General features: G+C 61.3%; 19 protein-coding genes. 9 read left to right on the forward strand and 10 right to left on the reverse strand.

What is annotated here, in order from left to right:
* The first annotated feature begins 133 nt into the window (after nucleotides 1-133).
* From prpF to ACOYNB_RS09765, 5 genes are all read left to right on the forward strand, one after another.
* The gene (gene prpF, locus ACOYNB_RS09745) at nucleotides 134-1321 is read left to right on the forward strand and encodes a 2-methylaconitate cis-trans isomerase PrpF (protein WP_422838892.1); all 1188 of its coding nucleotides are present in this window, start codon (nucleotides 134-136) and stop codon (nucleotides 1319-1321) included.
* Between the two features lie 194 nt (nucleotides 1322-1515).
* The gene (locus ACOYNB_RS09750; protein WP_422838893.1) at nucleotides 1516-2052 is read left to right on the forward strand and encodes a hypothetical protein; all 537 of its coding nucleotides are present in this window, start codon (nucleotides 1516-1518) and stop codon (nucleotides 2050-2052) included.
* Between the two features lie 309 nt (nucleotides 2053-2361).
* The gene (gene acnB / locus ACOYNB_RS09755; RefSeq protein ID WP_422838894.1) at nucleotides 2362-4953 is read left to right on the forward strand and encodes a bifunctional aconitate hydratase 2/2-methylisocitrate dehydratase; all 2592 of its coding nucleotides are present in this window, start codon (nucleotides 2362-2364) and stop codon (nucleotides 4951-4953) included.
* Nucleotides 4954-5099: 146 nt separating this feature from the next.
* Entirely contained in the window at nucleotides 5100-5987 is an 888-nt protein-coding gene (locus ACOYNB_RS09760; protein ID WP_422838895.1) for an NAD-dependent epimerase/dehydratase family protein, read from the forward strand.
* Nucleotides 5988-6088: 101 nt separating this feature from the next.
* Nucleotides 6089-8443, forward strand: coding sequence for a penicillin-binding protein 1A (locus ACOYNB_RS09765; RefSeq protein ID WP_422838896.1), 2355 nt, complete (start codon nucleotides 6089-6091; stop codon nucleotides 8441-8443).
* Here ACOYNB_RS09765 and ACOYNB_RS09770 read toward each other — a convergent pair whose 3' ends face one another.
* The 3 genes from ACOYNB_RS09770 to ACOYNB_RS09780 form a co-directional block, all read right to left on the reverse strand.
* On the reverse strand, nucleotides 8444-8932 hold the full coding sequence (locus ACOYNB_RS09770; protein ID WP_422838942.1) for a M48 family metallopeptidase: 489 nt from the start codon (nucleotides 8930-8932) through the stop codon (nucleotides 8444-8446).
* 121 nt (nucleotides 8933-9053) lie between these two features.
* Nucleotides 9054-10508 carry an exodeoxyribonuclease I gene (sbcB, locus tag ACOYNB_RS09775; protein WP_422838897.1) on the reverse strand — a complete coding sequence of 485 codons (1455 nt, stop codon included), beginning with the start codon at nucleotides 10506-10508 and terminating at the stop codon, nucleotides 9054-9056.
* A gap of 87 nt (nucleotides 10509-10595) precedes the next feature.
* Entirely contained in the window at nucleotides 10596-11717 is a 1122-nt protein-coding gene (locus ACOYNB_RS09780) for a beta-ketoacyl-ACP synthase III (RefSeq protein ID WP_422838898.1), read from the reverse strand.
* 195 nt (nucleotides 11718-11912) lie between these two features.
* On the opposite strand from ACOYNB_RS09780, the gene ACOYNB_RS09785 reads away from it, so the two are divergent.
* Nucleotides 11913-15377, forward strand: coding sequence for a response regulator (locus ACOYNB_RS09785; protein ID WP_422838899.1), 3465 nt, complete (start codon nucleotides 11913-11915; stop codon nucleotides 15375-15377).
* A 3-nt stretch (nucleotides 15378-15380) separates the two neighbouring features.
* Here the strand turns inward: ACOYNB_RS09785 and ACOYNB_RS09790 are convergent, their stop codons facing one another.
* The 5 genes from ACOYNB_RS09790 to adh all read right to left on the reverse strand — a co-directional run bounded on the left by ACOYNB_RS09790 (nucleotide 15381) and on the right by adh (nucleotide 19525).
* Nucleotides 15381-16043 carry a pseudouridine synthase gene (locus ACOYNB_RS09790; RefSeq protein WP_422838900.1) on the reverse strand — a complete coding sequence of 221 codons (663 nt, stop codon included), beginning with the start codon at nucleotides 16041-16043 and terminating at the stop codon, nucleotides 15381-15383.
* A gap of 68 nt (nucleotides 16044-16111) precedes the next feature.
* On the reverse strand, nucleotides 16112-17116 hold the full coding sequence (locus ACOYNB_RS09795) for a bile acid:sodium symporter family protein (RefSeq protein ID WP_422838901.1): 1005 nt from the start codon (nucleotides 17114-17116) through the stop codon (nucleotides 16112-16114).
* On the reverse strand, nucleotides 17116-17481 hold the full coding sequence (locus ACOYNB_RS09800) for an ArsC family reductase (protein WP_422838902.1): 366 nt from the start codon (nucleotides 17479-17481) through the stop codon (nucleotides 17116-17118). Before ACOYNB_RS09800 ends, ACOYNB_RS09795 begins: the two co-directional genes overlap by 1 nt.
* Before the next feature lie 71 nt (nucleotides 17482-17552).
* On the reverse strand, nucleotides 17553-17915 hold the full coding sequence (locus ACOYNB_RS09805; RefSeq protein ID WP_422838903.1) for a DUF779 domain-containing protein: 363 nt from the start codon (nucleotides 17913-17915) through the stop codon (nucleotides 17553-17555).
* 89 nt (nucleotides 17916-18004) lie between these two features.
* Complete coding sequence (gene adh, locus ACOYNB_RS09810) at nucleotides 18005-19525, reverse strand: aldehyde dehydrogenase (protein ID WP_422838904.1); 1521 nt, start codon at nucleotides 19523-19525, stop codon at nucleotides 18005-18007.
* A 294-nt stretch (nucleotides 19526-19819) separates the two neighbouring features.
* Here adh and ACOYNB_RS09815 point away from each other — a divergent pair, with 294 nt between their 5' ends.
* The 3 genes from ACOYNB_RS09815 to gph all read left to right on the forward strand — a co-directional run bounded on the left by ACOYNB_RS09815 (nucleotide 19820) and on the right by gph (nucleotide 23309).
* Nucleotides 19820-21805 (forward strand): sigma-54-dependent Fis family transcriptional regulator, encoded by a 1986-nt coding sequence (locus ACOYNB_RS09815; RefSeq protein ID WP_422838905.1) that lies wholly within the window; start codon nucleotides 19820-19822, stop codon nucleotides 21803-21805.
* Nucleotides 21806-21895: 90 nt separating this feature from the next.
* Nucleotides 21896-22606 (forward strand): bifunctional 2-polyprenyl-6-hydroxyphenol methylase/3-demethylubiquinol 3-O-methyltransferase UbiG, encoded by a 711-nt coding sequence (ubiG, locus tag ACOYNB_RS09820; RefSeq protein ID WP_422838906.1) that lies wholly within the window; start codon nucleotides 21896-21898, stop codon nucleotides 22604-22606.
* 16 nt (nucleotides 22607-22622) lie between these two features.
* Nucleotides 22623-23309, forward strand: a complete 687-nt coding sequence (gene gph, locus ACOYNB_RS09825; RefSeq protein ID WP_422838907.1) for a phosphoglycolate phosphatase — start codon at nucleotides 22623-22625, stop codon at nucleotides 23307-23309.
* Nucleotides 23310-23320: 11 nt separating this feature from the next.
* On the opposite strand, the gene ACOYNB_RS09830 is transcribed toward gph, so the two are convergent.
* Both ACOYNB_RS09830 and galE read right to left on the reverse strand, forming a co-directional pair.
* Entirely contained in the window at nucleotides 23321-24775 is a 1455-nt protein-coding gene (locus tag ACOYNB_RS09830; protein ID WP_422838908.1) for a mannose-1-phosphate guanylyltransferase/mannose-6-phosphate isomerase, read from the reverse strand.
* A 20-nt stretch (nucleotides 24776-24795) separates the two neighbouring features.
* Nucleotides 24796-25827 carry a UDP-glucose 4-epimerase GalE gene (gene galE, locus ACOYNB_RS09835; RefSeq protein WP_422838909.1) on the reverse strand — a complete coding sequence of 344 codons (1032 nt, stop codon included), beginning with the start codon at nucleotides 25825-25827 and terminating at the stop codon, nucleotides 24796-24798.
* Nucleotides 25828-25829: the final 2 nt, after the last annotated feature.

Here is a 25829-nt window from a genome sequence, read left to right on the forward strand (position 1 = left end):
GCCTTTGGCGCTCCCCCTCAAGGGGGCGCAGCCAGTGGACCGGCAAAGCCGGATCCACGGCTGCCGCTGGGTCAGGCCGGAGTGGCGCAAAGCATTGCGCGCTTCGGCTTTTTACCTTTTGAAGGAGCACTGAATGGCTCATCCCGCACAAATCAAGATCCCCGCCACCTACATCCGTGGCGGCACCAGCAAGGGCGTGTTCTTCCGCCTGCAAGACCTGCCCGAGGCATGTCAGCAACCCGGTGAAGCCCGTGACAAGCTGTTCATGCGCGTCATCGGCAGCCCCGACCCCTATGCAGCCCACATCGACGGCATGGGCGGGGCCACGTCGAGCACCAGCAAGTGCGTGATCCTGTCCAAGTCCAGCGTGCCCGATCACGATGTGGACTACCTATATGGCCAGATCTCCATCGACAAGCCTTTCGTGGACTGGTCGGGTAACTGCGGCAATCTCTCTACCGCTGCCGGGGCTTTCGCCATCCATGCCGGCCTGGTTGATCCCGCTCGCATTCCGCAAAATGGCACCGCCGTGGTTCGCATCTGGCAAGCCAACATCCAGAAGACCATCATCGCCCACGTGCCCGTGACCAACGGTCAGGTGCAGGAAACCGGCGACTTCGAGCTCGATGGCGTGACCTTCCCGGCCGCCGAGATCGTGCTCGAATTCATGGACCCGTCCGACGACGGTGACGAGAGTGGTTCGATGTTCCCCACCGGCAATCTGGTCGATGACCTGGATGTGCCCGGCATCGGCACCTTCAAGGCCACGATGATCACAGCGGGCATTCCCACCGTGTTCGTCAACGCCAAGGACATTGGCTACACGGGCACCGAGCTGCGCGAGCACATCAACAGCGATGCCGAAGCGCTAAAGCGTTTCGAAGCCATCCGTGTGGCCGGCGCCCTGCGCATGGGCCTGATCAAGACGCCTGAAGAGGCCGCCACCCGCCAGCACACACCCAAGATCGCCTTTGTGGCCCCGCCGACAGCCTACACCGCCTCCAGCGGCAAGACCATCAACGCGGGTGACGTGGACCTGCTGGTGCGTGCGCTGTCGATGGGCAAGCTGCACCACGCCATGATGGGCACCTGCGCGGTGGCCATCGGCACGGCAGCGGCCATCCCTGGCACCCTGGTCAACCAGGCCGCTGGTGGCGGCGAGCGCGAAGCCGTGCGATTCGGTCACCCCTCTGGCACCCTGCGTGTCGGCGCCCAGGCCAAACAGGTCAACGGTCAGTGGACGGTCACCAAAGCCATCATGAGCCGCAGCGCGCGCATCATCATGGAAGGCTGGGTCCGCGTTCCTGGCGACACGTTCTAAACGCTCAACGCATCCGCACCTCAGGCCCGGTCACTCACGCGATCGGGCCTTTTTCATGGGGCTTGCATCTGCTTACGACCCTTGCATCCTGTATGTGACACGTCGCACGCCTCGGTCTTATCCCCATGCGCAAACCATTCGAAATGGCGGCACAATCGCCTCCATCCCATCCATCGAACATGATCGGCATTGCCATGAAGTCTTCCCTGCACCGCCACCAACGCATCCGCACCCTGGCCCTGTCTGCCGGCATGGTTTTGGGCATGTTCGCCACGACACTGGTGCCTCAAATGGCCCATGCCGCCATCACCAAGGCTGAAAAGGCCGCTCGCGCCAACACGCTGAGCGACAAGTTCACCAACCTGCCCGAAGCCACCGGTGAGCAACTCGCTGCGGCCGAGCGCGTGCTGACTGGCGGTTACCAATGCGAGTTCGGCAAGCGCATCTCGGTGGACCCTCAGTCCAGCCACAAGGGCTACTTCAACATGAAGCTGGGCAGCCAGTCCTGGATCATGAAACCCGTTCAGTCGTCGACCGGCGCGATCCGTCTGGAAGACATCAAGGGTGGCGCCCTGCTGATCCAGATCCTGACCAAGTCCATGGTGATGGACCCCAAAGCGGGTCGCCGCTTGGTGGATGGCTGCGTCCACGACGTTCAGCGTGCAGCCGAGGCCGACCTGAGCCGCAATCCCCGTCAATCGATTTTCGAGGCACCTGCCACAGGTCAGTAACGAGCAGACACTGGCTGTTCACCTGAAAAGCCCGGCTTCGTGCCGGGCTTTTTGTTTTCCGCCCCATCGACGTGCGTTCTGCGCCAATACAACGCGTCAAACAACAATCAGTCGATCGAATTTGAATGTTTTCTCGACATTCTTGTGACACAGAGGGCGCTGCTAGGCGAAAATACGCGGCTGCACGGAAATTGCATTTCCTAGCGACCGGAACGGTGGCCGCCCTGATTTGGTGAGTCTTTGCAGACCCAGCATGTTCGAGTGGCGCCGTGTCCGAGCCCCTTGCCCCCTCAACACCAGGTGAACACCATGTTGCAAGCCTATCGCGAACACGCTGCCGAGCGCGCTGCCCTCGGTATCCCTCCGCTGCCCCTGAACGCTCAGCAAGTCGCTGACCTGATCGAGCTGATCAAGAACCCGCCCGCTGGCGAAGATGCATTCTTGCTCGACCTGCTGACCCACCGCGTTCCTCCGGGCGTGGACGACGCTGCCAAGGTCAAGGCTTCTTTCCTGTCGGCTGTGGCCCATGGCGACATCGCTGTGGCCCTGATCTCCAAGGCCAAGGCCACTGAATTGCTGGGCACCATGGTTGGTGGCTACAACGTCAAGCCGCTGATCGACCTGCTGTCGAACGCCGAAGTCGGCGCCGTGGCTGCCGAAGCCCTGAAAAAGACCCTGCTGATGTTCGACGCCTTCCACGACGTCGCCGAACTGGTCAAGGCTGGCAATGCCAACGCCAAGGCCGTGATGCAATCGTGGGCCGACGCCGAGTGGTTCACCACCCGTCCTGAAGTCGCCAAGAAGATCACCGTGACCGTGTTCAAGGTGCCTGGCGAAACCAACACCGACGACCTGTCGCCTGCTCCTGACGCATGGAGCCGCCCTGACATCCCGATGCACTATCTGGCGATGCTCAAGAACACCCGTCCTGACGCGGCCTTCAAGCCCGAAGAAGACGGCAAGCGCGGCCCGATGCAGTTCATCGAAGACCTGAAGAAGAAGGGCAACCTGGTTGCCTACGTTGGCGACGTGGTCGGCACCGGTTCTTCGCGTAAGTCGGCTACCAACAGCGTGATCTGGGCCACCGGCGAAGACATCCCCTTCGTGCCCAACAAGCGCTTCGGCGGCGTGACCCTGGGCGGCAAGATCGCCCCCATCTTCTTCAACACGCAAGAAGACTCCGGCTCCCTGCCCATCGAAGTCGATGTGAGCAAGCTGGAAATGGGCGACGTGATCGACATCTTCCCGTACGACGGCAAGATCGAGAAGAACGGCGCCGTGGTGACCGAGTTCGCTCTGAAGTCGCAAGTGCTGCTGGACGAAGTCCGCGCTGGTGGCCGTATCAACCTGATCATCGGTCGCTCGCTGACTGGCAAGGCACGTGAGTTCCTGGGCCTGCCCGCTTCGACCCTGTTCCGCCTGCCTGTGGCCCCCAAGGACACCGGCAAGGGCTTCACCCTGGCCCAGAAGATGGTCGGCCGTGCATGCGGTCTGCCCGAAGGTCAAGGCGTGCGTCCTGGCACGTACTGCGAACCCAAGATGACCACCGTGGGTTCGCAAGACACCACCGGCCCGATGACCCGCGACGAGCTGAAGGACCTGGCTTGCCTGGGCTTCTCCGCTGACCTGGTCATGCAATCGTTCTGCCACACGGCTGCTTATCCGAAGCCCGTGGACGTGAAGATGCACCGCGAACTGCCCGCCTTCATCTCGAACCGCGGCGGCGTGGCCCTGCGTCCTGGTGACGGCGTGATCCACTCGTGGCTGAACCGTCTGCTGTTGCCTGACACCGTCGGCACCGGCGGCGACTCGCACACCCGCTTCCCCATTGGCATCTCCTTCCCCGCTGGTTCCGGCCTGGTCGCTTTCGGCGCCGCCACCGGCGTGATGCCTCTGGACATGCCTGAGTCCGTGCTGGTTCGCTTCAAGGGCCAAATGCAACCTGGCATCACCCTGCGCGACCTGGTGCACGCCATTCCTCTGTACGCCATCAAGGCTGGTCTGCTGACCGTGGCCAAGGCTGGCAAGAAGAACATCTTCTCGGGCCGCATCCTCGAAATCGAAGGCCTGCCAGACCTGAAGGTTGAGCAAGCATTCGAACTGTCCGACGCTTCGGCTGAGCGCTCCGCTGCGGGTTGCTCGATCAAGCTGAACAAGGAGCCAGTGGCTGAGTACCTGAAGTCGAACATCGTTCTGATGAAGAACATGATCGCCAACGGTTACCAAGACGCTCGCACCCTGCAACGTCGTATCGAAGCGCAAGAAGCCTGGTTGGCCAACCCCAACCTGCTGGAAGCCGACGCTGACGCCGAGTACGCAGCTGTGATCGAAATCGATCTGGCCGACATCAAGGAACCCATCGTCTGCTGCCCGAACGACCCAGACGACGCCAAGTTCCTGTCTGAAGTCGCCGGCACCAAGATCGACGAAGCTTTCATCGGTTCTTGCATGACCAACATCGGCCACTTCCGTGCTGCCGGTAAGGTTCTGGAAGGCAAGAAGGACATCCCAGTGCGTCTGTGGGTGGCACCTCCTACCAAGATGGATGCTGCAGAGCTGACCAAGGAAGGCTACTACAACACCTTCGGCCAAGCCGGTGCCCGCACCGAAATGCCTGGCTGCTCGCTGTGCATGGGTAACCAAGCTCAGATCAAGGAAGGTTCGACCTGTATCTCCACCTCGACCCGTAACTTCCCCAACCGTCTGGGCAAGAACACCAACGTGTTCCTGGGTTCGGCCGAGCTGACTGCCGTGGCTTCCAAGCTGGGCAAGCTGCCGACGCCAGCCGAGTACATGGCTGAAGTGGGTGTGGTCGCCAAGGATGCCAACAACGTCTACAAGTACATGAACTTCAACCAGATTGAAGAGTACGTGGAGACCGCTGCCACCGTGAAGGCCTGAGCCCCTGCTCTGAGCTGACATGAAAGAGGCCCGCCGGGGAAGCCCGGCGGGCCTCTTTGCTTTGAAGGCGCAATACCCTCGAAGCCCAAAGGGGGGCAACAAGGGGGCATGATGGAGCGCATCATCACGACGATGGAGACCACATCATGAAGATCCTGCTCTGTGGTGCCCGAGGATTCATCGGCAGCCATCTGCATCAAACCCTGCGTCAGGCGGGCCACGAGGTCTTCTCTGGTGTCAGTCAGACCTCGGGCCACGCGACCGATGCCATCCCCATGGACTATGCGCGCGACACCCACGCCGCCGCTTGGCGCGATCGCGTCGAAGGTATGGATGTCGTCATCAATGCAGTGGGGGTTTTGCGAGACACCCATCGGCGCCCCATCCAGGCCGTTCACGCCGACACCCCCATTGCCTTGTTCGAAGCCTGTGCGCAAGCAGAGGTGCGTCATGTGGTGCACATCTCGGCACTGGGCATTGAACACAGTTCCACGCGCTATGCACAGACCAAACTGGCGGCTGAGCGACACCTGCGAAGCATGGTTCGAGCCGGGCGACTGGGTGCCACCATCTTGAAGCCCAGCATCGTGTTCGGCAAAGGCGGCGACAGCAGTGCGTTGTTTGTGAATCTCGCCCGCCTGCCCATCGCACTGTTGCCTGGCCCTGTGATCGATGCCCAGGTGCAGCCCGTCGCTGTCACAGATCTGGCCGACGTTGTCGTCCGATTGGTGGCCAACCTGGCCCAAGCCCCTGAAACCTTGGCTTGCGTGGGCCCCCAGCCCGTTCAGCTGGGCGAGTTCATTGCGAGCCTGCGTACGCAACTGGGGCATCGCCCCGCCACGGTGCTCAGGCTGCCAGAATGGGTCACCTCACTGAGCGCGCGCTGCGGCGATCTGGTGTCAGCCAGCCCCTGGAGCAGCGAAGCGGTTGATTTGCTTAGGCAACCCAATGTGGCCGACGCGGCGCCCATTGCAGCGCTGCTCGGACGCCCCACCACCCATTTCAGCGAGCTCTTGGCTCGAACCTGGCAATAAGCCGCCCCTCCAAACGAATGCGGCCACCGGGTGGGCCTTTTCACTAATAATTCAGGGTTGCCTGAATGGCGGGCGCTCCGATCGAGCGCCCCGAATGCTGTATGTCTGAATCTTCCTCTGCACCACGCACCACCCACTGGGGTTACCGTGTCCTCTGGGTGGCTGTTGGCTTGACCGTGGCCGGACTGTTGGCCTTGGGCGGCCTCCTCGCCGTCATGTGGCCACAGTTGCCTGACACCAGTGGCCTGCAGCATTACCAGCCCAAATTGCCACTGCGGGTGTACACGGCAGATGGCGTGGAAATTGGCGGCTTCGGGCAAGAGAAGCGCCAGTACCTGCGCTTCAATGACATCCCGAAGTTGATGCGCGACAGCTTGCTGGCTGTGGAAGACTCGCGCTTCTACGAACACCCCGGCATCGATGTCATCGGCGTCTTGCGGGCTGTTGCAGCCAATGCCACCGGGGGCCGCACACAAGGCGCATCGACCATCACCCAGCAGGTCGCCCGCACTTTCTTGCTGACACGCGAAAAGACCATCAGCCGCAAGCTGAAAGAGGCCCTGCTGTCGATCAAGATCGAGCGTGAGTTGAGCAAAGAGCAGATCCTTGAGCTCTACATGAACCAGATTTACCTGGGGGCTCGTGCCTACGGCTTTGCCGAAGCTGCCAACACCTACTTTGGCAAGCCGCTCGACAAGCTCTCCGCAGCCGAGTGCGCCATGCTGGCCGGCCTGCCCCAGAACCCGGCCAACGTGAATCCCATCAAAAATCCTGAGCGGGCGCGTACCCGTCAACTGGTGGTGCTATCGCGCATGCATGCCGAGGGCGTGCTCGATGACATCGCCTACGAGGCGGCCAAGGGCGAAAAGCTGGTCATCCGCCCGCCAGGGGGCGTCGAGGTCCACGGTGAATACGTGGCCGAAATGGCCCGCGCACAGGTCTACGCGCAATACGGCGAGGCGGCGTACACCAGCGGCATGAAGGTGGTGACCACCCTGCGCGCCAGCGACCAGCAAGCAGCATGGAAGGCCCTGCGCAAGACCTTGATCGACCGCGAACTGGGGACCGCCTGGCGTGGCCCGGAAGCGCACGAAGACCTGGACAGCGACATGAAGGACGATGACCCTGCCGTCGTACAGGCGCTGGCTGAATACAACGACGACGAGCAGTTGCGTGCGGCCATCGTCACCCATGCGACCACCGAAGAGGTTCGTGTGGTGCTGGCCTCGGGCGATCTGGTCACCATCACCGGCAAGGGGCTGCGTCAGGCCCAACCTGGTCTGGGCAAAAAGGCCACCGACAAGATCCGCATTCACCGCGGCTCCGTGGTGCGAGTACTGCAACAAGGCAAGGACTGGTATCTGACCCAGTGGCCGGAAGCCGAAGGTGCACTCGTCGCCATGGATCCGCATGACGGTCAGATTCGCGCACTCGTAGGAGGCTTTGACTTCCAGCGCAACCAGTTCAACCACGTGACGCAAGGCTGGCGCCAGCCAGGCTCCAGCTACAAGCCCTTCCTTTACTCCGCCGCGCTGGAAAACGGTGTGATGCCGGAAACCATCGTCAACGACGCGCCGTTGACCAATGTGGGGGACTGGAATCCGTCCAACTCGGATGGCACGGCCGATGGCCCCATCCCACTGCACTTGGCACTGGCCAAGTCCAAGAACCTGGTCAGCATCCGCCTCGTTCAGCTGCTCAGCCCGCAAGTGGCACGCGAGTGGACCGGCAAATTCGGGTTTGATGTCAGCAAGCAGCCCGACAACTTGACGCTGGCTCTGGGTTCGGGCTCGACCACGCCTCTGCAATTGGCCAGCGCCTATTCGGTGTTTGCCAACGGAGGACTCAAAGTCAGCCCCGTGGTCATCAAACGTGTCACCGACGGCGAAGGCAAGGTCATTTACGAGGCCAAGATCAAAAACGCCACGGAGGATGACCGGGTGGTGCCCGCCCGCAATGCGTTCCTGACCGGCACACTGCTCAATGAAGTCACCCGCTCAGGGACCGCTGCCCGTGCGCAAGGTGCGCTCAAGCGCCCGGACCTGTATGGCAAGACCGGTACCACCAACGATGTGGTGGATGCCTGGTTTGCGGGCTTCCAGCCCAATCTGGTGGCAGTGGTCTGGCTGGGCTATGACACCCCGCGCAGCCTGGGTAGCCATGCCTCGGGTGGCACGTTGGCCCTGCCTGCGTGGATTCAGTTCATGGGCTCGGCCTTGGCGCGCGAGCCTGTGGCTGAAATGAAGGCACCCGAGGGCATGGTGCACCTGGAGTCTGGCTGGCGCTACAGCGAGTGGGCCAACGGCGGTTTCATCAAAGAGCTGGGTGTGGACGATCGTCCGATTGATCCCAGCCTGATTCCTGCCATGCCGCAGGCTGCTGCTTCGGGTGCCTCTGCGCCTGCAGAGAAAGAGCCGGAAGATCCAATCAAGAACCTGATCGACAAGATCTTGTGATCAGTCAGTTGTGGCTGCGGGACCAGACGCTTCGCTGCCGCGCAGCTCACGCCACGTGAGCCACAGACGCAGGTCGAACTCGTATTGGTGGTACTGCGGCGCCATGTGTGTGCACAGGGCGTAAAACGCCTTGTCGTGGTCACGATAACGCAAATGCGCCAACTCGTGAACCACGATCATGGACAGGAACTCGGGTGGCGCTTCCTTGAACAGGCTGGCCACACGAATTTCGCGCTTGGCTTTGAGCTTGCCGCCTTGCACGCGTGACACCATCGTGTGGGTGCCCAGCGCATGCTGAATGACCTTGATCTTGCTGTCAAACGCCACCTTGCTGATGGGCTCGCTGCTTCGCAAGTAGCGCTGCTTGAGGTCCATCACATAGTCATACAAGGCCTTGTCGGTGCGGACCTCATGTTGGTCGGCGTAACGCCTGGACAGCAACTCACCCAGCTTGTTCTGATCGATGAGGGCCTGAACCTGCTGCAGCATGTGGGCGGGATACCCGCCAAGGTACTTCAAATGCGGCGGGGTGCTGCGAAAGTGCGGCACCAGCGGGGTAACCGACGGCCGGCTTTCAGGGCGGCTGCGCGCGCGCTCCCCATGGGGACGATCAGGGTGCGATGTGTTCGGCATAGTCGTACAAGGCTCCCAGAATGTCTTGCCCACGTTCGTCGTCTTCGGCAAGTGTTTCACTAAGCGCATCAATGCGTTCAAAAAACGCTTGCAGAGACAAGCCCTCCCCTTGCCCCTCATGCAGGCGCGCCACGCAATGCTGGTGCCATCGCGCTTGCTCTTCGTCACTCAGGGTGTCAGGGAAATTGCGGGCGCGATAGCGAAACAGCAACTCGTCCAGGCGTTCATCCGCAAAGCCCGGGTGCTTGTCCGCCAGTTGCGCGGGCGACAAGGTGCGCAGGCGCTGCAAGGTGCGGCGATCATCGTTGCCCACAAAGCCGCCGTACAGGTCTTCGTCAACATCGACCTCGGCACGCTGGTCGGGGCGAATCATGACTTCAGCCCAGATACCGTCCAGCGAAGGCCCCTGTTCTGCCGCCCACTCGGCACGCGCCATGGCCGTCGCCAGGTCGATGCCCCATTTGTCGCACAGCGCTGGCGTCAGAATTTTCAGGTTGCCGATGACCACGGGGGACTTGTTGATATGCACGCTCTTGACGGGCAAGCGCGTGACGCCTTCGGGCAAGTCGGCTGCGCGGGTGAACAGACGCAGGCGCACCTCCTCGGCACTCAGGCCGAACAACTCGCGCGGATCATGGGCCAAGTCCCACACCAGGATCTCGTTCTTGTTGGATGGGTGCTGCGCCAAGGGCCAGACCAGGGCCATGCAGCCACGCTCAGTGCCGAACATGCCAGAGATGTGCAGAAAGGGACGCCATTGGCTGCGAGGACGATCCAGGCCGGTCTCGGCCAACACGGCATCCTTCTTGCGCAACTTCAGACAGAAATCCCACAGGCGGGGCTGGGCGGTCTTGAGCAAGCGGGCCAACGCGATGGTGGCGCGCACATCTGACAAGGCATCGTGCGCCGCCTCGTGGCTCACGCCGTTGGCTGCCGTCAGGTGTTCCAGCTTGAAAGAGGGTCGTCCATCGTCGTGTTGCGGCCATTGGATGCCTTCGGGTCGCAGCGCCCAGGTGCACCGCACCACGTCCAGCAAGTCCCAGCGGCCACAGCCGTTTTGCCACTCACGCGCATAGGGATCGATGAGGTTGCGCCAAAACAGATGCCGGGTCACCTCGTCATCGAAACGAATGGTGTTGTAGCCCACCCCGATCGTATGCGGTTGTGACAAGGCCTGCTCAATGGCCGCTGCAAACGCGTGCTCCGGCACACCCTGCTCCAGACAGGTCTGCGGCACGATGCCGGTGAGCAGGCACGACTCCGGATCCGGCAGGTAATCGGGCGATGGCGCGCAATACTGCGTCAACGGTTCACCGATTTCCTGAAGATCGGCATCCGTGCGGATGCCTGCGAACTGCGCAGGACGATCACGCCGAGGCACACGGCCGAAGGTTTCGTAGTCGTGCCAGTAGAAGGTGTCTTCGCTGCTCATGCGGCCGGGTCGGAATCAGGTCAAAGGAAGCAAAACGGCCCGCTGGGCTGATCCAGTCGGGCCGTTGGCAGGGGGCGGTCGTGCCGCTTAGCGCTTGCGAACCACCACGCTACCCACCGAGTAACCCGCGCCAAAAGAGCAGATCACACCGGTGTCACCCGACTTCAGGTCGCCACGGTACTTGTGGAAAGCGATGATGGAGCCTGCCGACGAGGTGTTGGCGTACTCGTCCAGAATCAGCGGGGCCACATCCGGGGTGACTTCCGCACCGATCAGCTTCTTGACGATCAGCTGGTTCATCGACAAGTTGGCCTGGTGCAGCCAGAAGCGGCGCACGTCGGTCGGCTGAATGCTCAGCGCACCCAATTGGGTTTCGATGTGGGCGGCAGCCACAGGCACGACTTCCTTGAACACCTTGCGGCCTTCTTGACGGAAGGTCTTGTCACGTGCCTTGGGGTCGCTGTCTTCACTGCGGTTGAGGTAACCGAAGTTGTTGCGGATGTTGTTCGAGAACTGGGTGGCTAGATGCGAACCCACGATGTCCCACTGCTCGGCAGCGGTTGCGGTGTCAGCACGCTCCACCACGGTGGCGGTGGCCACATCGCCGAAGATGAAGTGACAGTCGCGGTCTTTCCACTCCTGGTGACCCGAAGTGATTTCAGGGTTGATCACCAGCACGCACTTGGCGGCCCCCGTCTGCACGGCGTTGACAGCCTGCGCCAGACCAAAGGTGGCAGCCGAGCACGCCACGTTCATGTCGAACGCGTAGCCGCCTGCACCCAGTGCGTGTTGAATTTCGATGGCGATGGCCGGATAGGCACGCTGCAGGTTGGAGCAGGCGCAAATGACGCCATCCACATCGGCACCGGTCTTGCCAGCGGCTTCCAGGGCTTTCTTGGCCGCTTCGACACCGATTTCGGCCAGCATGGACAACTGGTCGTCGCTGCGTTCCTGGAAGCGCGGGTACATGCGCTTGGGATCCAGGATGCCGGACTTTTCCATCACATAGCGCTGCTTGATGCCGGACGCTTTTTCGATGAACTCCACGCTGGAATGCGACAGAGGCTGCAGGGTGCCCGCTTCAATGTCAGCGGCGTGCTCGGCGTTGTAGCCATCAACGTAGGCGTTGAAAGCCTCGACGAGTTCGGCATTGGTGATGGTGTAAGGCGGCTGGTACAGACCAGTTCCGCTGATGACGACTGCGCTCATGGCACCCCAATGGATTGGACCAAAACCCGGGATTTTGCCACCATTCACCTACTTGAGGGTGGCATGCGCGCATGAAGCGTTGAATGCATCACCATCTCCCCCTACAAAAGTTGAGTGCACTTGTAGGCCAAATCGAGCCACAATTTGGTGCACCAGCACGCGTCATCCTCGTGCAAAACGACAAGGGAGAAACGGGTGACTCAGGACACTTTGCAAGCCCAGTCCACGCCACATCAGCCATCGCGCCGGTGGTTGTTCATGCTGGCTGCGCTCTGGCTGATCGCAGTGATCGCAGGCGGGAGCTGGTTTCATTACGACCGTGTTCAGAACTATCGGCAAACCTCGCTGAACCGCGTCAGCCAACGCCTGAGTTTGCTGCAGGACAACCTGCGAACCCAGTTCCAGACCATCACCGCGCTGGGGCAGGTTCTGGCGCAACAGTACAACTTTCAGGCATTCCTGGATCAGCCACCCGTTCCCATCCATGAACGGTTGACACCTGCTCAGAGGCTGCAGTTAAGACAACAACTGGCCAGCACTCCCGGTACTCAGCAGTTCAGTCAGACGCTGCAGCAAATCGTCAAAGATTTCAATCTGCGACAGGCGTTTGTGCTGGATGCCTTTGGCAACACGGTGGCAGACAGTGACATCGACACCAACATCTCACTGCTCGGCCTCAACCTGCACGATCGCCCCTATTACCTCAGCGCCATGGATGACGGGCGAGGCTTCCAGTTCATCATTGGCCGCCAAAGCGGGCAGCCGGGCTTCAATTTTTCTGCGCGGATCAGCCATGGGCCCAAAGCACTGGGCGTGCTGGTATTGAAGACCACACCGAGTACCCTGGAACGCCTGATACGGGACTCCATGGATCGCACCATCCTGATTGTCGACAACAACGGGGTGGTCATCACCAGCAACCGATCCGAGCTGACCTTGCAGCAATTGCCAGGCAACATCAACCTGGTGAACAACAAGGAAGCGGTCAAGGCGACTTACAAGACCATCCCACCCGTGCTGCCATGGCAAACGCAGTGGATCAAGATCGGGAACGACCAACACGCAGCGTTTGTGATCGGCGGCGAAACATATCTGGCCCAATCGGCACCGCTGCCGACCTACCCCTACTCATTGTGGGTGATCAGCACCTTACGCGACGAGCCCAAACTGGTGGCCAACATTTGGGCCAGCGCGGGGGGAGCCTGGATCCTGGGGTGGGCGTTGCTGTGGATCTTCTGGCGTCGCCGCGACAAGCAACACGCCATTGATCTGGCCAGGCAAGAAACATTGGCGATGACACGGGCGCTGCCCCTGACCTTGTTCAGGTATCGCGTCACACCGGACGGCAATGGCCGCTTCACCTACATCGGTCCCGGTGCAGAAGCCATTTTGGGACAAAGCGCTGAGCAGTTGCAGTTGCGACCCGCCAGTGTCTGGCAACGTATTTCGCCACAGCGATTGACGCCTCCCACGCAACCAACCAGCTACACCATTGACACGCCAGAGCGGCAACGCTGGATCAGCGTGAACAGCGCAGCGGCGCACGAGTCCGATGGCAGCGTGGTGTACGACGGGTACTGGCTGGACGTCACCACTCAGCGACAAGCCGAGTTGCGCTTTGAAGTGGCCTTTGAGCACGCCCAGACCGCATTCTTCTTCTTTCACCGCGAAAACGGCATTCTGCGCGCCAACCCGGCAGCGCTCAAAATGTTTGCCGCGCTGGATTTCGCACAACTGGAGGGGTTGCGCCCCTGGCTCGCCCCTCTTTCACTGCCGACGCAGCCTGACGGGCGAAACAGTCTGGTCGCAGCACAGATGCTGCTGGACGCACACAGCCAGGGCATGGCCCAGATCAGCTTCGAATGGCAGTTGTGCCGCCTGACAGGTGAGGCCTTCGATGCCGACGTCAAGATGCTGTGGCTGGGCCATGAGGACCCGAACCTGTACTTTGCTGTGCTGGATGACGTCAGCGCCCGCAAGGCCACCGAGCAGGCCTTGAAGAGCGCCAGCACCGCGGCCCAGGAAACCTCCCGCGCCAAGTCAGCCTTCCTGGCCAACATGAGCCACGAAATCCGCACGCCCATGAATGCCATCATCGGGATGACGCACCTGGCCTTACAAGACCCATCGCCGGACCGGGTCAAAGGCTTCGTCGGCAAGGCCCATCAAGCCGCCAACAGCCTGCTGCAAATTCTCAACAACGTGCTGGATCTGTCCAAGATCGAAGCCGGGCACCTGGAGCTGGAATGCATTGAGTTCGACCTCCAGCAGGTCCTGGACCAACTCTCGGATGTCTTGGGGTTGGCCGCCGATGAAAAGGGATTGGAACTGCTGTTCACGGCCCCACCGGACTTGCCGGCCCGTTTGCTGGGGGATCCAACCCGCCTGCGCCAAGTTCTGGTGAACCTGGGGGCCAATGCCATCAAATTCACAGACCGAGGCAGCGTCACCATCGGGCTGGAAGTGCAATCTGCTCGCAGCAACGAAGTGATGCTGCACGGCTGGGTGCAGGACGAGGGCATTGGCATGGACGCCGAGCAGCTGCAACGCATGTTCGAGCCCTTCACCCAAGCCGATGCGTCCAATACCCGCAAATACGGTGGCACGGGATTGGGGCTGGCGATCACCCGTCAGTTGGTCGAAGCCATGGGGGGCAGGATTTGGGTCAACAGCATCCCGGGCAGCGGCTCGACCTTTCACTTCACCGTCGGGTTGAAGCTGCCCGCGCACCCCACCCCCATGGTCGCGCAGCGAGAAGCATGGCGAGGTAAACGTGCCCTGCTGGTGGACGACAACTCGGATGCACGCCTGGTGCAAAGCAACATGCTTCGTGGACTGGGCTTGACAGTTGACACGGCCGCCAGCGGCGACGAAGCGCTGCGCATTGTTCAAGCCAGCAGCCACCCATACGACTGGATCCTGATGGACTGGAAGATGCCTGGCATGGATGGCTTGACCTGCATCCGGCTGATCCATCAGCTCATGCAACAACGCTTCCCCAGCGCCAGCCCATGCATCTTGCTGGTCACCGCCTTCAAGCGCGACGACGCGTTGGCTCAGGCCAAAGACACGCCGATCGCAGGTGTACTGACCAAACCCATCACGCCATCCACGCTGTTCGAGAGCATGTGCAAGGCCGTTCAGTCGCCACGTATCGCGACGACCTCGCTCATGTCATCGCCCGCCACTCCCTTGGAAGAGCCCATCCAGCCTGCGGCGGCACTCAGCAGCACGCCGGCGCAGGTACGTGCACGTTTGCTGGATGGCCTGTCCATTTTGTTGGTCGAAGATCAGCCGCTCAATCAAGAGCTGGCCCGCGAACTCCTGGAGCGCGAAGGCGCAACGGTCACCATCGCCTCAGATGGCATCGAAGCTTTGGACACGCTGGCGCAAACAGCAGCCTTTGACTGCATCCTCATGGACTGTCAGATGCCCCGGATGGACGGCTACACCACCACGACACGCATCCGAAACGATGAGAAGTGGCGCCACCTCCCCATCATCGCCATGACCGCCAGCGCGTTGGTGTCCGACCGGGAGCGAGCGCTGGACGCCGGCATGAATGACCACATCACCAAACCGCTGGATGTCCAGCAGATGTATCAGGTCATTCTGCGATGGGTGAATGTCTCGCGCCAACAGGCGGACAAGCAACCGTGAGGATCAGAACGGGGCCGCGTTGTGCCAGCTCATGCGCGCCCCGGTCTGTGGATGCGTCAAACCCAGTTGCGCAGCGTGCAGAAGCAGTCGCGGTGCCCCCGCCTGACTCTCGGCGTGGCCATAGAAAGGGTCGCCGATGATCGGGTACCCCAGCGCCAGCATGTGGACACGCAACTGGTGTGAGCGCCCCGTGACCGGTTCCAGCGACACCCGGGTCTGGCACTTCTCGTTGTCACGACGGAGCACCCAGTAACGCGTCTGTGACGGTTTGCCTGTTTCTGCGCACACCTTTTGCAGCGGGCGATTGGGCCAGTCCGTGATCAGGGGCAGATCCACCATGCCTTCTTCATCGGGCAGCAGCCCGCTCAACACCGCCTCGTAGCGTTTGTCGATCAGGCGGTCTTGAAACTGCTTGCTCAGTTGACGGTGAACAGACTCGCCCCTGGCGAGCACCATCAATCCCGATGTCGCCATGTCCAGGCGATGCACGATCAACGCATCCGGCACATGTTGCTGCACGCGCGCAATCAGGCAATCCAGCCGGTCATCCCCCCTGCCTGGCACAGACAGCAACCCCTCTGGCTTGCACACCACCACGAGCGCATCGTCCATGTAAAGCGGTGCAAAGCCTTCATCAGGCGGTGCAACGTAGTCGATCCTCGGCATGGATGAAGGTGGCCCGCCGTGACGTCTGGAGCGGGCGCCTGCTACCGTGGTCATACGCTCTGGCGCCATCACACCACCTGACGGGCGCTGCGCGCGGCATACCGCCTGGCCAAGACCGCGCAGACAAACAACTGCAACTGGTGGTACAGCATGATGGGCAGAATCAGCACCCCCATGGCCGAGATGCCGCCAAACAGCAACTTGGCCATCGGCATCCCCGATGCCAAGGTCTTTTTCGAGCCGCAGAACACCGCCACGATCTCGTCTTCCTGATCAAACTTCAGTCGGCGAGACACGGCACGCGTGAACCACAGCATGGGGAACAAGAAAATCGCGGCCCCCACCATCGCTTCGACCAGCAAGGGCCAGCCATGACGGCTCCAGAGTCCGTCTGCCACAGAGTCGCTGAACGCAGCCCAGACCAGCATGACGATGATGGCGCGATCAAACACCGAGGTGAAGCGCTTGATGCGGGAAAAAAGCTCGCCGAGCACCGGTCGCAGCAAATGCCCAATCAGGAAAGGCAACAGCAGCATCTTGGCCACCTTGAGCATGGTCTGCGCCACATCGAAGGATTGGCCTGCCCCACTCATCACCCAGCTCACGAGCAGCGGTGTGATGAACACCCCCAACAAGGTCGACAGGGTGGCATTGAGCACGGCGGCGGCGACATGCCCCCGCGCCAGCGCCGTCATGGCCACCGACGAGGACACGGTGGAAGGCAGCACCGCCAGGTAGAAGAACCCCATGAGCAAGTCATGGGAAATGTGCCCCCCCACCAGCAGCGCCAGCAGGGCCCACCACAGTGGAAACACCACGTAAGTGCAAAGCTGAACCAGAAGATGCAAACGCCACTTGCTGGCACCGTCTTTCAAACTCGCGGTCGACAGACCCATGCCATGCAGGAAGAACAAGGCAAAGATGCCAAGGTCCGTCACCTTGTCGACATGCAACAGGCCACCCGTCTTCCCCAGCGCCGGCCAGAACGAAGCCAACATCACGGCACCGATCATCCCCAGCAAGAAACCGTCGATCACACCCGACTGCTGACGGCGTACACGCACTGACTTCATCACAGCCCCAAGGCTTGCATCAAAGCAGCCACCTTCTTGTCATCGAAGCCCACGCAGACCACTGTGCCATCCAGCTCGATCACCGGACGCTTGATCACACTCGCCTTCTCCAACATCAATGCACGTGCACTGGCTGCATCGACCACAGCGGCCTTGGTCGCATCGTCAAGCTGGCGCCAGGTCGTGCCTTGACGGTTCACCAGCACTTCCCAACCCACGGACTGAATCCACGCATCCAGCCGGTCCTCAGGCACCCCGGCCTTCTTGTAATCATGAAAACGGTACGCAACACCCTGCTCGTCCAGCCAGGTCCTCGCCTTCTTGACGGTATTGCAGCTTGGGATGCCGTAAATGATCGTGTGCATGTTTCAAAGCTTCAGCGAAAACAACAGGCTGAACTGTCGCACAGTCCTGAAACCAGCACCGTTCGGTTGGCTCATGGCACAGGTGTCAAGTCAGCCAACTCTGCATCGGACATCAACCGGGACTGCGTCACAAAGTGGCATCCGAGGGCCTCTTCCAAAGAAAACGTACCCAAACTGCCTACACGAACATCCAGCGTCAATTGCGTCGCGGCCAGGTATTCGGCCTGCGTCGCACTCATGTAAAACGGGACCCCAGCCAACACGCCCCACAAGACATCGGATGCAGTGGGCGTCAACTCGCCTGATTTCAAGCACATGGGCGTGCTGCCATCACAGCAGCCATGCGACAAATAAAACAACAGCGTGCCGTGCTCGCCTTGGAGTTGTTCGATCACCGATTGCGCTGCCGGTGTCGCCTGTACGCGCATCGTCATGTTGCGCCCCTTGCCGTTGAACCAAGATAAAAAAGGGCGGTCTCGACCGCCCTGCCTCTAACCAGCGCCCTTGTGGAGCGCCCTTGTCGTCAGAAGAAGCCCAACTTGTCCGGGCTGTAACTCACCAACAGATTCTTGGTCTGCTGGTAGTGATCAAGCATCATCTTGTGGGTCTCACGGCCGATGCCAGATTCCTTGTAACCACCAAAGGTGGCATGAGCAGGGTAAGCGTGATAGCAGTTGGTCCACACACGCCCAGCCTGAATGCCGCGACCAAAGCGATAGGCGCGGCTGCCGTCTCGTGTCCACACACCAGCGCCCAAACCATACGGTGTGTCGTTGGCAATTGCCAAGGCCTCAGCCTCGTCCTTGAATGTGGTCACGGCCAGCACAGGGCCAAAGATTTCTTCACGGAAGATGCGCATCTGGTTGTGGCCCTTGAACAGGGTCGGCTGGATGTAATAGCCGCCAGCCAGATCGCCACCCAGGTGTGCACGATCACCACCGATCAGAAGCTGTGCGCCCTCTTCCTTGCCCACGGCCAGATACGACATGATCTTGTCCATCTGCATGGCAGAAGCCTGTGCGCCCATCATGGTGTCCGTGTCCAGCGGGCTACCCTGCTTGATCGCCGCCACGCGCTTGAGCGCACGTTCCATGAAGCGGTCGTAGATCGACTCTTGAATCAGCGCACGCGATGGGCACGTGCACACCTCGCCTTGGTTGAAAGCAAACAGCACCATGCCTTCGATGGCCTTGTCGAGGAAGGCGTCGTCCGCCGACATCACATCCTCAAAGAAAATGTTGGGGCTCTTGCCGCCCAACTCCAGCGTGGCGGGGATCAGGTTGCCCGCCGCGGCCTGAGCGATCACTCGCCCTGTAGCCGTTGAGCCCGTGAAGGCAATCTTCGCAATCCGCTTGCTGCTGGCCAAGGGCATCCCTGCCTCACGACCCAAACCGTTCACGATGTTCAACACGCCGGGTGGCAGCAAGTCTGCAATCAACTCCATCAGGATCAGGATGCTGACCGGTGTCGACTCGGCAGGCTTGAGCACGACGCAGTTGCCTGCCGCCAGTGCGGGTGCCAGCTTCCACGCTGCCATCAGAATGGGGAAGTTCCAGGGAATGATCTGCCCCACGACGCCCAGAGGCTCATGGAAGTGATAAGCGATGGTGTTGCCATCGATCTCGCTGATCGAACCCTCTTGCGAGCGCAGACATCCCGCAAAGTAGCGGAAGTGGTCGACCGCCAGAGGAATGTCCGCGTTCAGCGTTTCACGGATGGGTTTGCCGTTGTCCACTGTTTCTGCATAGGCCAGTTTCTCGAGGTTTTGCTCCAGACGATCCGCAATCTTCAACAAAATCGCTGCACGTTCGGCAGGCGCCGTGGCCGCCCACTTGTCCTTGGCTGCGTGTGCGGCATCGAGCGCCAAGTTGATGTCTGCCTCGCCGGAGCGCGCGGCCTGGGTATAGACCGTGCCACTGATGGGCGTGATCACGTCGAAATATTCACCGCCCAGGGGCGCAACGAACTTGCCGCCGATGAAGTTGTCATAGCGGGGCTTGAAGGTAACAGGTGCGCCTGCTGCGCCGGGTGCTGCGTAGATCATGAAAGTCTCCTCTTCAGGTCGGGGTACAGATCAATGGGCCAGGTGAACGCGGGCAGATCGCTCATGGCCATTTGCCCGTCACACCCTCTCCTGAGTGCAGAGCACGTGCCAGTGCGGGTTCATCCCGAGCCGGCCGCCCACCGCCTCTGGGCATCGCCCTCACACCCGAACTGTCACCCCTGTGTCAGCCGACAGCGGTGATACGGCACACTGTCCCAAAATGACACAGGGTGACTACGGGTGTACCTGCCTGTCCGCAAAGCCATACTGAGTGCAACCCACACCCATGTCACCATGTCACGCGACCTGACACCTCCGCCCTCCGACTCGGCACTGCAGCAAGCGCGCCGCTGGCTTCTGGAGTCGGGCGATATCCCCCCGGGGCTGGTCACCGAGGCCCTCCAGCAATCCTGGCTGCGCAGCCGCCATGCCGGCCTCAGCCCGCAGGAACACCCTGGACATTCGCCAACCTGCGATGACGCCGAGTTACGGCAGGCGCTGGGTACACAACGCGAGTTCCTGGCCCACGCACGCCCGGTCATGGACTTTCTTTTTGATCAGGTTCGAGATTGCGGCAACCTGGTCATCCTGTCTGATGCGCGTGGTCTGCTCCTGCACGCCTTGGGCGACAACGATTTCAGCGAGCGAGCCGACCGGGTGTCGTTGCGCCCGGGCGCACTTTGGCATGAGCACGACCGAGGCACCAACGCCATCGGAACCGCCTTGGCAGAACAACGAGCGCTGGTCATTCACGGCGCAGAGCACTATCTGGCGCGCAACAGCTTTTTGACCTGTGCGGCCGCACCGGTCGTTGCCTCTGACGGACAACTACGCGGTGTGCTCGACATTTCAGGCGACCACCGCAGTCGGCACCCCCACACCTTCGCCCTCGTTCGATCGGCTGCCCGCATGATTGAAGATCGACTGTTTCACTCCCGACATCTGCGCGACCAGATCTTGAGGCTGCACCCGCATCCCGAGGGCTTGGGGGCTGTCGGCGAGGGACTCGTGGCTCTGTCCGACGATGGCTGGGTGATCGGCGCCAACACACTGGCTCGCAACTGGCTGTCATTGAGCGATGGTCGAATCGGCTGCGGCACCCTCGAGCAACTCACCGGCCTGCGTCTCGGCCAATTCCCCCCCGGACGCATCATGCGGTGCCGCCTGCCTCATGGCGACACCATCCATGCCAAGCTCGAGCCCCGTCACAAATTGGTGGTGAATCTGGGCGAACCCGTCCTCCGCCTGCACGAACCCGAACATCCCGCCCTCTCCGTCGACCTCTCATCCCCAGCCCCCAACGCCTCGCCCTCAGCAAAAGTCGACGTCAAAATCCAGGACGCTTTCCGAAGGGCCTGTCGGGTCCAGGCGCAAGGTATCGCCTTGCTCATTCAGGGCGAGTCGGGTGCCGGCAAAGAGGTCTTTGCCCGTGCACTGCATGCAGAAGGCCCTCGCAGCAATCATGCATTTGTCGCGCTGAATTGCGCGGCACTACCAGAGACACTGATTGAAGCCGAGCTGTTTGGCTACGTCGGCGGCGCATTCACCGGCGCCCGGCGAGAGGGCGCTCCTGGTCGTATCCGAGACGCAGACGGCGGCACCCTCTTTCTGGACGAGATCGGTGACATGCCCTTGTCGCTTCAAGCACGGCTGCTACGGGTTTTGCAAGACAAAACAGTGGTCCCGCTGGGTGGCAGCAAATCCTTCCCGGTGAACTTTCAACTGGTTTGCGCCACCCACAGGCACCTCAAGGAAGCCGTCCGTGCAGGGCACTTTCGCGAAGACTTGTACTACCGACTCAACGGCCTCACAGTCACACTGCCCGCACTGCGAGAACGCCACGACTTTGACGAACTGGTGCACACCACCCTGTCGCGCACCATGCACGACATGGGCAACGCCCGCACCGTCACCCTGAATCCAGGACTCATGCAGGCCATGCGCCAGTACACGTGGCCTGGCAATCTGCGACAACTCAATGCGCTGCTGCGCACCATGTGTGCGCTGCTGGAGACCGACGAGTCCGCGCTGGACTGGCATCACCTTCCCGAAGACATGGTGTCGGAACTGCAAGAGGCGGTCCACTCGCCTGAGGTTGCATCCCCCACGCCAGCCTCTGCTGCCAACACCTTCGTGGCAGAAGCCAATCTCAAACGACTGTCCGGACAGGCCATCCGGCATGTGATCGACGCGACCGGCGGCAACATGTCCGAAGCAGCGCGGAGACTGGGTATCAGCCGCAACACACTGTACCGACGCATCAAGCAAGGCCTGGATTGACCCCTGTTCACCTGGGGCAAATCAAAAAATCGACGACAAAATGCCCCGACACCCCGGCAGACACCGTCGGTTTGGGTAGCATTTCACCCCATGACGAACGTTGACCCCCAAGAACTCGCCAAATTCAGTGACCTCGCCCACAAGTGGTGGGACCCTGAGAGCGAATTCCGCCCCCTGCACGAGATCAACCCCTTGCGCCTGGACTGGATCGACCAGCACGCGGCCATCAAAGGCAAAGCCGTGGTCGACGTGGGTTGCGGCGGGGGCATCCTGGCCGAATCCATGGCGCGCCGTGGCGCCAACGTGCTCGGCATCGATTTGGCCGACAAATCGCTGAAAGTCGCGCAGTTGCATGCCATGGAAGCAGGTGTGGCCAACCTCGATTACCGTTGCGTGGCCGCCGAAACACTCGCTGCCGAGCAGCCCGCGCAATACGACGTGGTCACCTGCATGGAAATGCTGGAGCACGTCCCCGACCCGGCCTCGGTGATCCAGGCCTGTGCAGCCATGGCCAAGCCCGGTGGCTGGTTGTTTTTCTCGACCCTGAACCGCAACCCCAAGTCCTTCCTGTTTGCGGTCTTGGGCGCCGAATACCTGCTCAAGATGCTGCCCAAAGGCACGCACGAGTACGCACGCTTCATCCGGCCGGCCGAGTTGGCTCGCTGCATCCGCGAAGCGCATCTCGATCTGGTGCAATTCAAAGGCATGGAGTACAACCCGCTGACCCGCCACTACTGGCTGTCAGGTGACACCAGCGTGAACTACATGGTGGCTTGCCGCAAGCCCGTCAGCGCAGCCTGATGAACGGTATCCGCCCATGAACACCCCCGCCATCGCCACCATCACGTGGTCAGCCCCGCCGCAAGCCGTCCTGTTTGATCTGGATGGCACCCTGGCCGATACCGCGGGCGATCTGGTGGGCGCAGCCAATGCCCTGCGGACATCGCGTGGCCTGACGCCACTGCCTTTGGCTGAGTTGAGACCCTACGCCTCAGCGGGGGCACGCGGCCTGATTGGCGCCGCGCTGGACATTCATCCTGGTCACGAAGAGTTTGAGCCGCTCCGCACCTCGTTTCTGGACACGTACGCGCGTTGCCTGGCCGACACCACTTGCTTGTTTGACGGCATGGACACCGTGCTGCACGAACTTGAGCAGCGTGGCATCGCATGGGGTGTGGTGACGAACAAACCTCACCGTTTCACGGTACCGGTGATGGAAGGCCTGCAGTTGGCCAGCCGGGCCGCCGTCTTGATCAGTGGCGACACCACGGCACACGCCAAGCCTCATCCCCTGCCCTTGCTCACGGCCTGCGAGCGCATTGGCGCCACGCCATCACGTGTCTTGTATGTGGGGGATGACCTGCGAGATATCCAGGCCGCTCAAGCGGCTGGCATGCCCAGTGCTGCCGCGCAATGGGGCTACATCGGCCACAGCGGCGACATCAGCAGTTGGGGCGCTGACGTCATCACCGCCCACCCCATGGATCTGCTTCAGTACCTCTGAGGTTCGGCCACTCAGACTGAACGGCCGTAGTTGTCCTGGTAACGCACGATGTCGTCTTCACCCAGGTAGCTGCCCGATTGCACTTCGATGATTTCCAGCGGAATCGTGCCCGGGTTCACCAGGCGGTGAACCGTGCCCAGCGGGATATAGGTCGACTGATTTTCAGACAGCATCAGCACCTTGTCTCCCACTGTCACCTCAGCCGTGCCACTCACCACGATCCAGTGTTCGGCGCGATGGTGGTGCATCTGCAGGCTCAACGAGGCCTTGGGCTTGACCATGATGCGCTTGACCTGGAACCGTGGACCATGGTCGATGGAGTCGTACCACCCCCAAGGGCGGTGCACGCGGCGATGCAAGGTCCCCTCGGTTCGCGACTGCCCCTCCAGCTTGGCCACGATCTTTTTGACATCCTGGCTGCGTGAGCGGTCGGCCACCAACACAGCATCAGGCGTCTCTACCACAACCACGTTGTCCACCCCCACGGCCGCCACCAGGCGACCGGTGGAGTGCACCAGCGTGTTGGTGCTGTCCTGGAACAAGGCATCACCCTGAGCGGCATTGCCCTGCGCATCGTGAGCGCTGACCTGCCATACCGCATCCCAAGCCCCCAGATCGGACCAGCCCGCATCCAGCGGCACCATCATGACCTTGAAACCTGCCTCAGGATGCGCGGGACACTGCTCCATCACCGCATAGTCAACCGACTCGGAAGGCACGGCCTTGAACTCATCCTTGCCGGGACGCACAAACTGGGCATCCGTGGTGCGGACCGCAAACGACGCCTGGGTGGCGTCCGCAATGTCCGGACGGAAGTGCGCCAGGGCTGCCAGCCAGCGGGACGCCTTCATCACAAACATGCCACTGTTCCAGAAGTAGCCGCCATCGGCCACATACGCCTTGGCGGTTTCCAGGTCGGGCTTTTCCACGAAGGCCATCACGGCGCGTACGCCTTGCGCATCCCCTGCTGCGGAGCGGATGTAGCCAAAACCAGTTTCCGGGCGGTCCGGGGTGATGCCCAGGATCACGATGTCGCCTTCTGCCGCCGCACGGACCGCCTTTTGTACGGCCTCGGTGTAAGCGTGCTCGTTCGTCACGGTCTGATCCGCAGGCGTGACCACCAAGATGGGATCCTCACCGCCAGCCACCGCTTGCAAGGCAGCCAGCGTGACCGCAGGGGCCGTGTTGCGCCCGGCGGGCTCCAGCAGCAACGACGAAGGATCACCTTTCACTTCGCGCAACTGGTCGAGCACCAGAAAACGGTGCTCTTCGTTGCCCACCACACAAGGCTGGCTCACTGCAATGTCAGACGCCGCCAAGCCTTGCAAACGCAGGTGTGCCTGCTGAAAGAGGCTCTGATTACCCGACAGCACGAGGAACTGCTTGGGGTACAGCGCGCGAGACAGCGGCCACAGGCGCGTGCCAGAACCGCCAGCCATGATCACGGGAAGAACGGAGTAAGTCATTTTGAAACCCTGATTTTTTGTCACGCGGCAAAGCCACTCGGATTCATGGACTGCCAACGCCACGAATCCACACACATTTCATCGAGACCACGGGTTGCACGCCACCCCATGGTTGCGTGGGCATGTGCGGGATCGGCGTAGCAAGCATCAATGTCGCCCGGTCGACGCGGCGCAAACACCACGGGAATGTCTCGCCCCGATGCCTTGCCATACGCCTTGGCCAATTCGAGCACGCTGTAGCCTTGGCCCGTACCGAGGTTGACTGTCAGGGAGTGCTGCTGCGCCAGCAGGTAGCGCAAAGCGGCTACATGCCCCTCGGCCAGATCACAGACATGAATGTAGTCACGCACACCCGTGCCATCGGGCGTCTCGTAATCGTTGCCAAAGACGTTCAAGTGCTCGCGCTTGCCCACGGCCACCTGCGCCACATACGGCATCAGGTTGTTGGGAACCCCGCGCGGATCTTCACCGATCAGGCCACTGGGGTGTGCGCCCACCGGATTGAAGTACCGCAGGATGGCCAGTTGCCAGGCTGCATTGCAGCGCTCGAGTTCGCGCAGCATCTCCTCGCCCATGAGCTTGGTCTGCCCATAAGGATTGGTGGCGCGCAAGGTCGCCGACTCGGTGATCGGGAGCACATCCGGCTTGCCGTACACGGTGGCCGACGAACTGAACACCATGCGTCGCACGGCATGGCGCTCCATGGCCTGGCACACCGACACTAAGCCACCCAGGTTGTTATCGAAGTAGAGCAGCGGCTTCTCGACCGATTCGCCCACGGCTTTCAACGCCGCGAAGTGGACCACCGCCTGAATGCCCCCGTACGCTTGCCCTGCAGCCAAAGCCCGATCCAAGGCGGCCGCATCGCGAACGTCACCTTCCACAAAAACGGGATCACGCCCGCTGATCGTCTTCAAACGGTCCAGTACGCGCGGCGAACTGTTGACAAAGCTGTCAATGCCAACCACATCCAACCCGGCGTCCTGCAACGCCAGCCAAGTGTGCGAACCGATGTAGCCGGTCGCGCCAGTCAACAAGATGCACGGCACCAATT

It is taken from the genome of Aquabacterium sp., assembly GCF_049317225.1.
Classification (GTDB): domain Bacteria; phylum Pseudomonadota; class Gammaproteobacteria; order Burkholderiales; family Burkholderiaceae_C; genus Aquabacterium.

Excerpts from the sequence above, each read along its gene's own strand:
- prpF (WP_422838892.1), top strand. The coding sequence starts at position 134 with ATGGCTCATCCCGCACAAATCAAGATCCCCGCCACCTACATCCGTGGC.
- ACOYNB_RS09750 (WP_422838893.1), top strand. The coding sequence starts at position 1,516 with ATGAAGTCTTCCCTGCACCGCCACCAACGCATCCGCACCCTGGCCCTG.
- acnB (WP_422838894.1), top strand. The coding sequence starts at position 2,362 with ATGTTGCAAGCCTATCGCGAACACGCTGCCGAGCGCGCTGCCCTCGGT.
- ACOYNB_RS09760 (WP_422838895.1), top strand. The coding sequence starts at position 5,100 with ATGAAGATCCTGCTCTGTGGTGCCCGAGGATTCATCGGCAGCCATCTG.
- ACOYNB_RS09765 (WP_422838896.1), top strand. The coding sequence starts at position 6,089 with ATGTCTGAATCTTCCTCTGCACCACGCACCACCCACTGGGGTTACCGT.
- ACOYNB_RS09770 (WP_422838942.1), bottom strand. The coding sequence starts at position 8,932 with ATGCTGCAGCAGGTTCAGGCCCTCATCGATCAGAACAAGCTGGGTGAG.
- sbcB (WP_422838897.1), bottom strand. The coding sequence starts at position 10,508 with ATGAGCAGCGAAGACACCTTCTACTGGCACGACTACGAAACCTTCGGC.
- ACOYNB_RS09780 (WP_422838898.1), bottom strand. The coding sequence starts at position 11,717 with ATGAGCGCAGTCGTCATCAGCGGAACTGGTCTGTACCAGCCGCCTTAC.
- ACOYNB_RS09790 (WP_422838900.1), bottom strand. The coding sequence starts at position 16,043 with ATGCCGAGGATCGACTACGTTGCACCGCCTGATGAAGGCTTTGCACCG.
- ACOYNB_RS09795 (WP_422838901.1), bottom strand. The coding sequence starts at position 17,116 with ATGAAGTCAGTGCGTGTACGCCGTCAGCAGTCGGGTGTGATCGACGGT.
- ACOYNB_RS09800 (WP_422838902.1), bottom strand. The coding sequence starts at position 17,481 with ATGCACACGATCATTTACGGCATCCCAAGCTGCAATACCGTCAAGAAG.
- ACOYNB_RS09805 (WP_422838903.1), bottom strand. The coding sequence starts at position 17,915 with ATGACGATGCGCGTACAGGCGACACCGGCAGCGCAATCGGTGATCGAA.
- adh (WP_422838904.1), bottom strand. The coding sequence starts at position 19,525 with ATGATCTACGCAGCACCCGGCGCAGCAGGCGCACCTGTTACCTTCAAG.
- ACOYNB_RS09815 (WP_422838905.1), top strand. The coding sequence starts at position 19,820 with ATGTCACGCGACCTGACACCTCCGCCCTCCGACTCGGCACTGCAGCAA.
- ubiG (WP_422838906.1), top strand. The coding sequence starts at position 21,896 with ATGACGAACGTTGACCCCCAAGAACTCGCCAAATTCAGTGACCTCGCC.
- gph (WP_422838907.1), top strand. The coding sequence starts at position 22,623 with ATGAACACCCCCGCCATCGCCACCATCACGTGGTCAGCCCCGCCGCAA.
- ACOYNB_RS09830 (WP_422838908.1), bottom strand. The coding sequence starts at position 24,775 with ATGACTTACTCCGTTCTTCCCGTGATCATGGCTGGCGGTTCTGGCACG.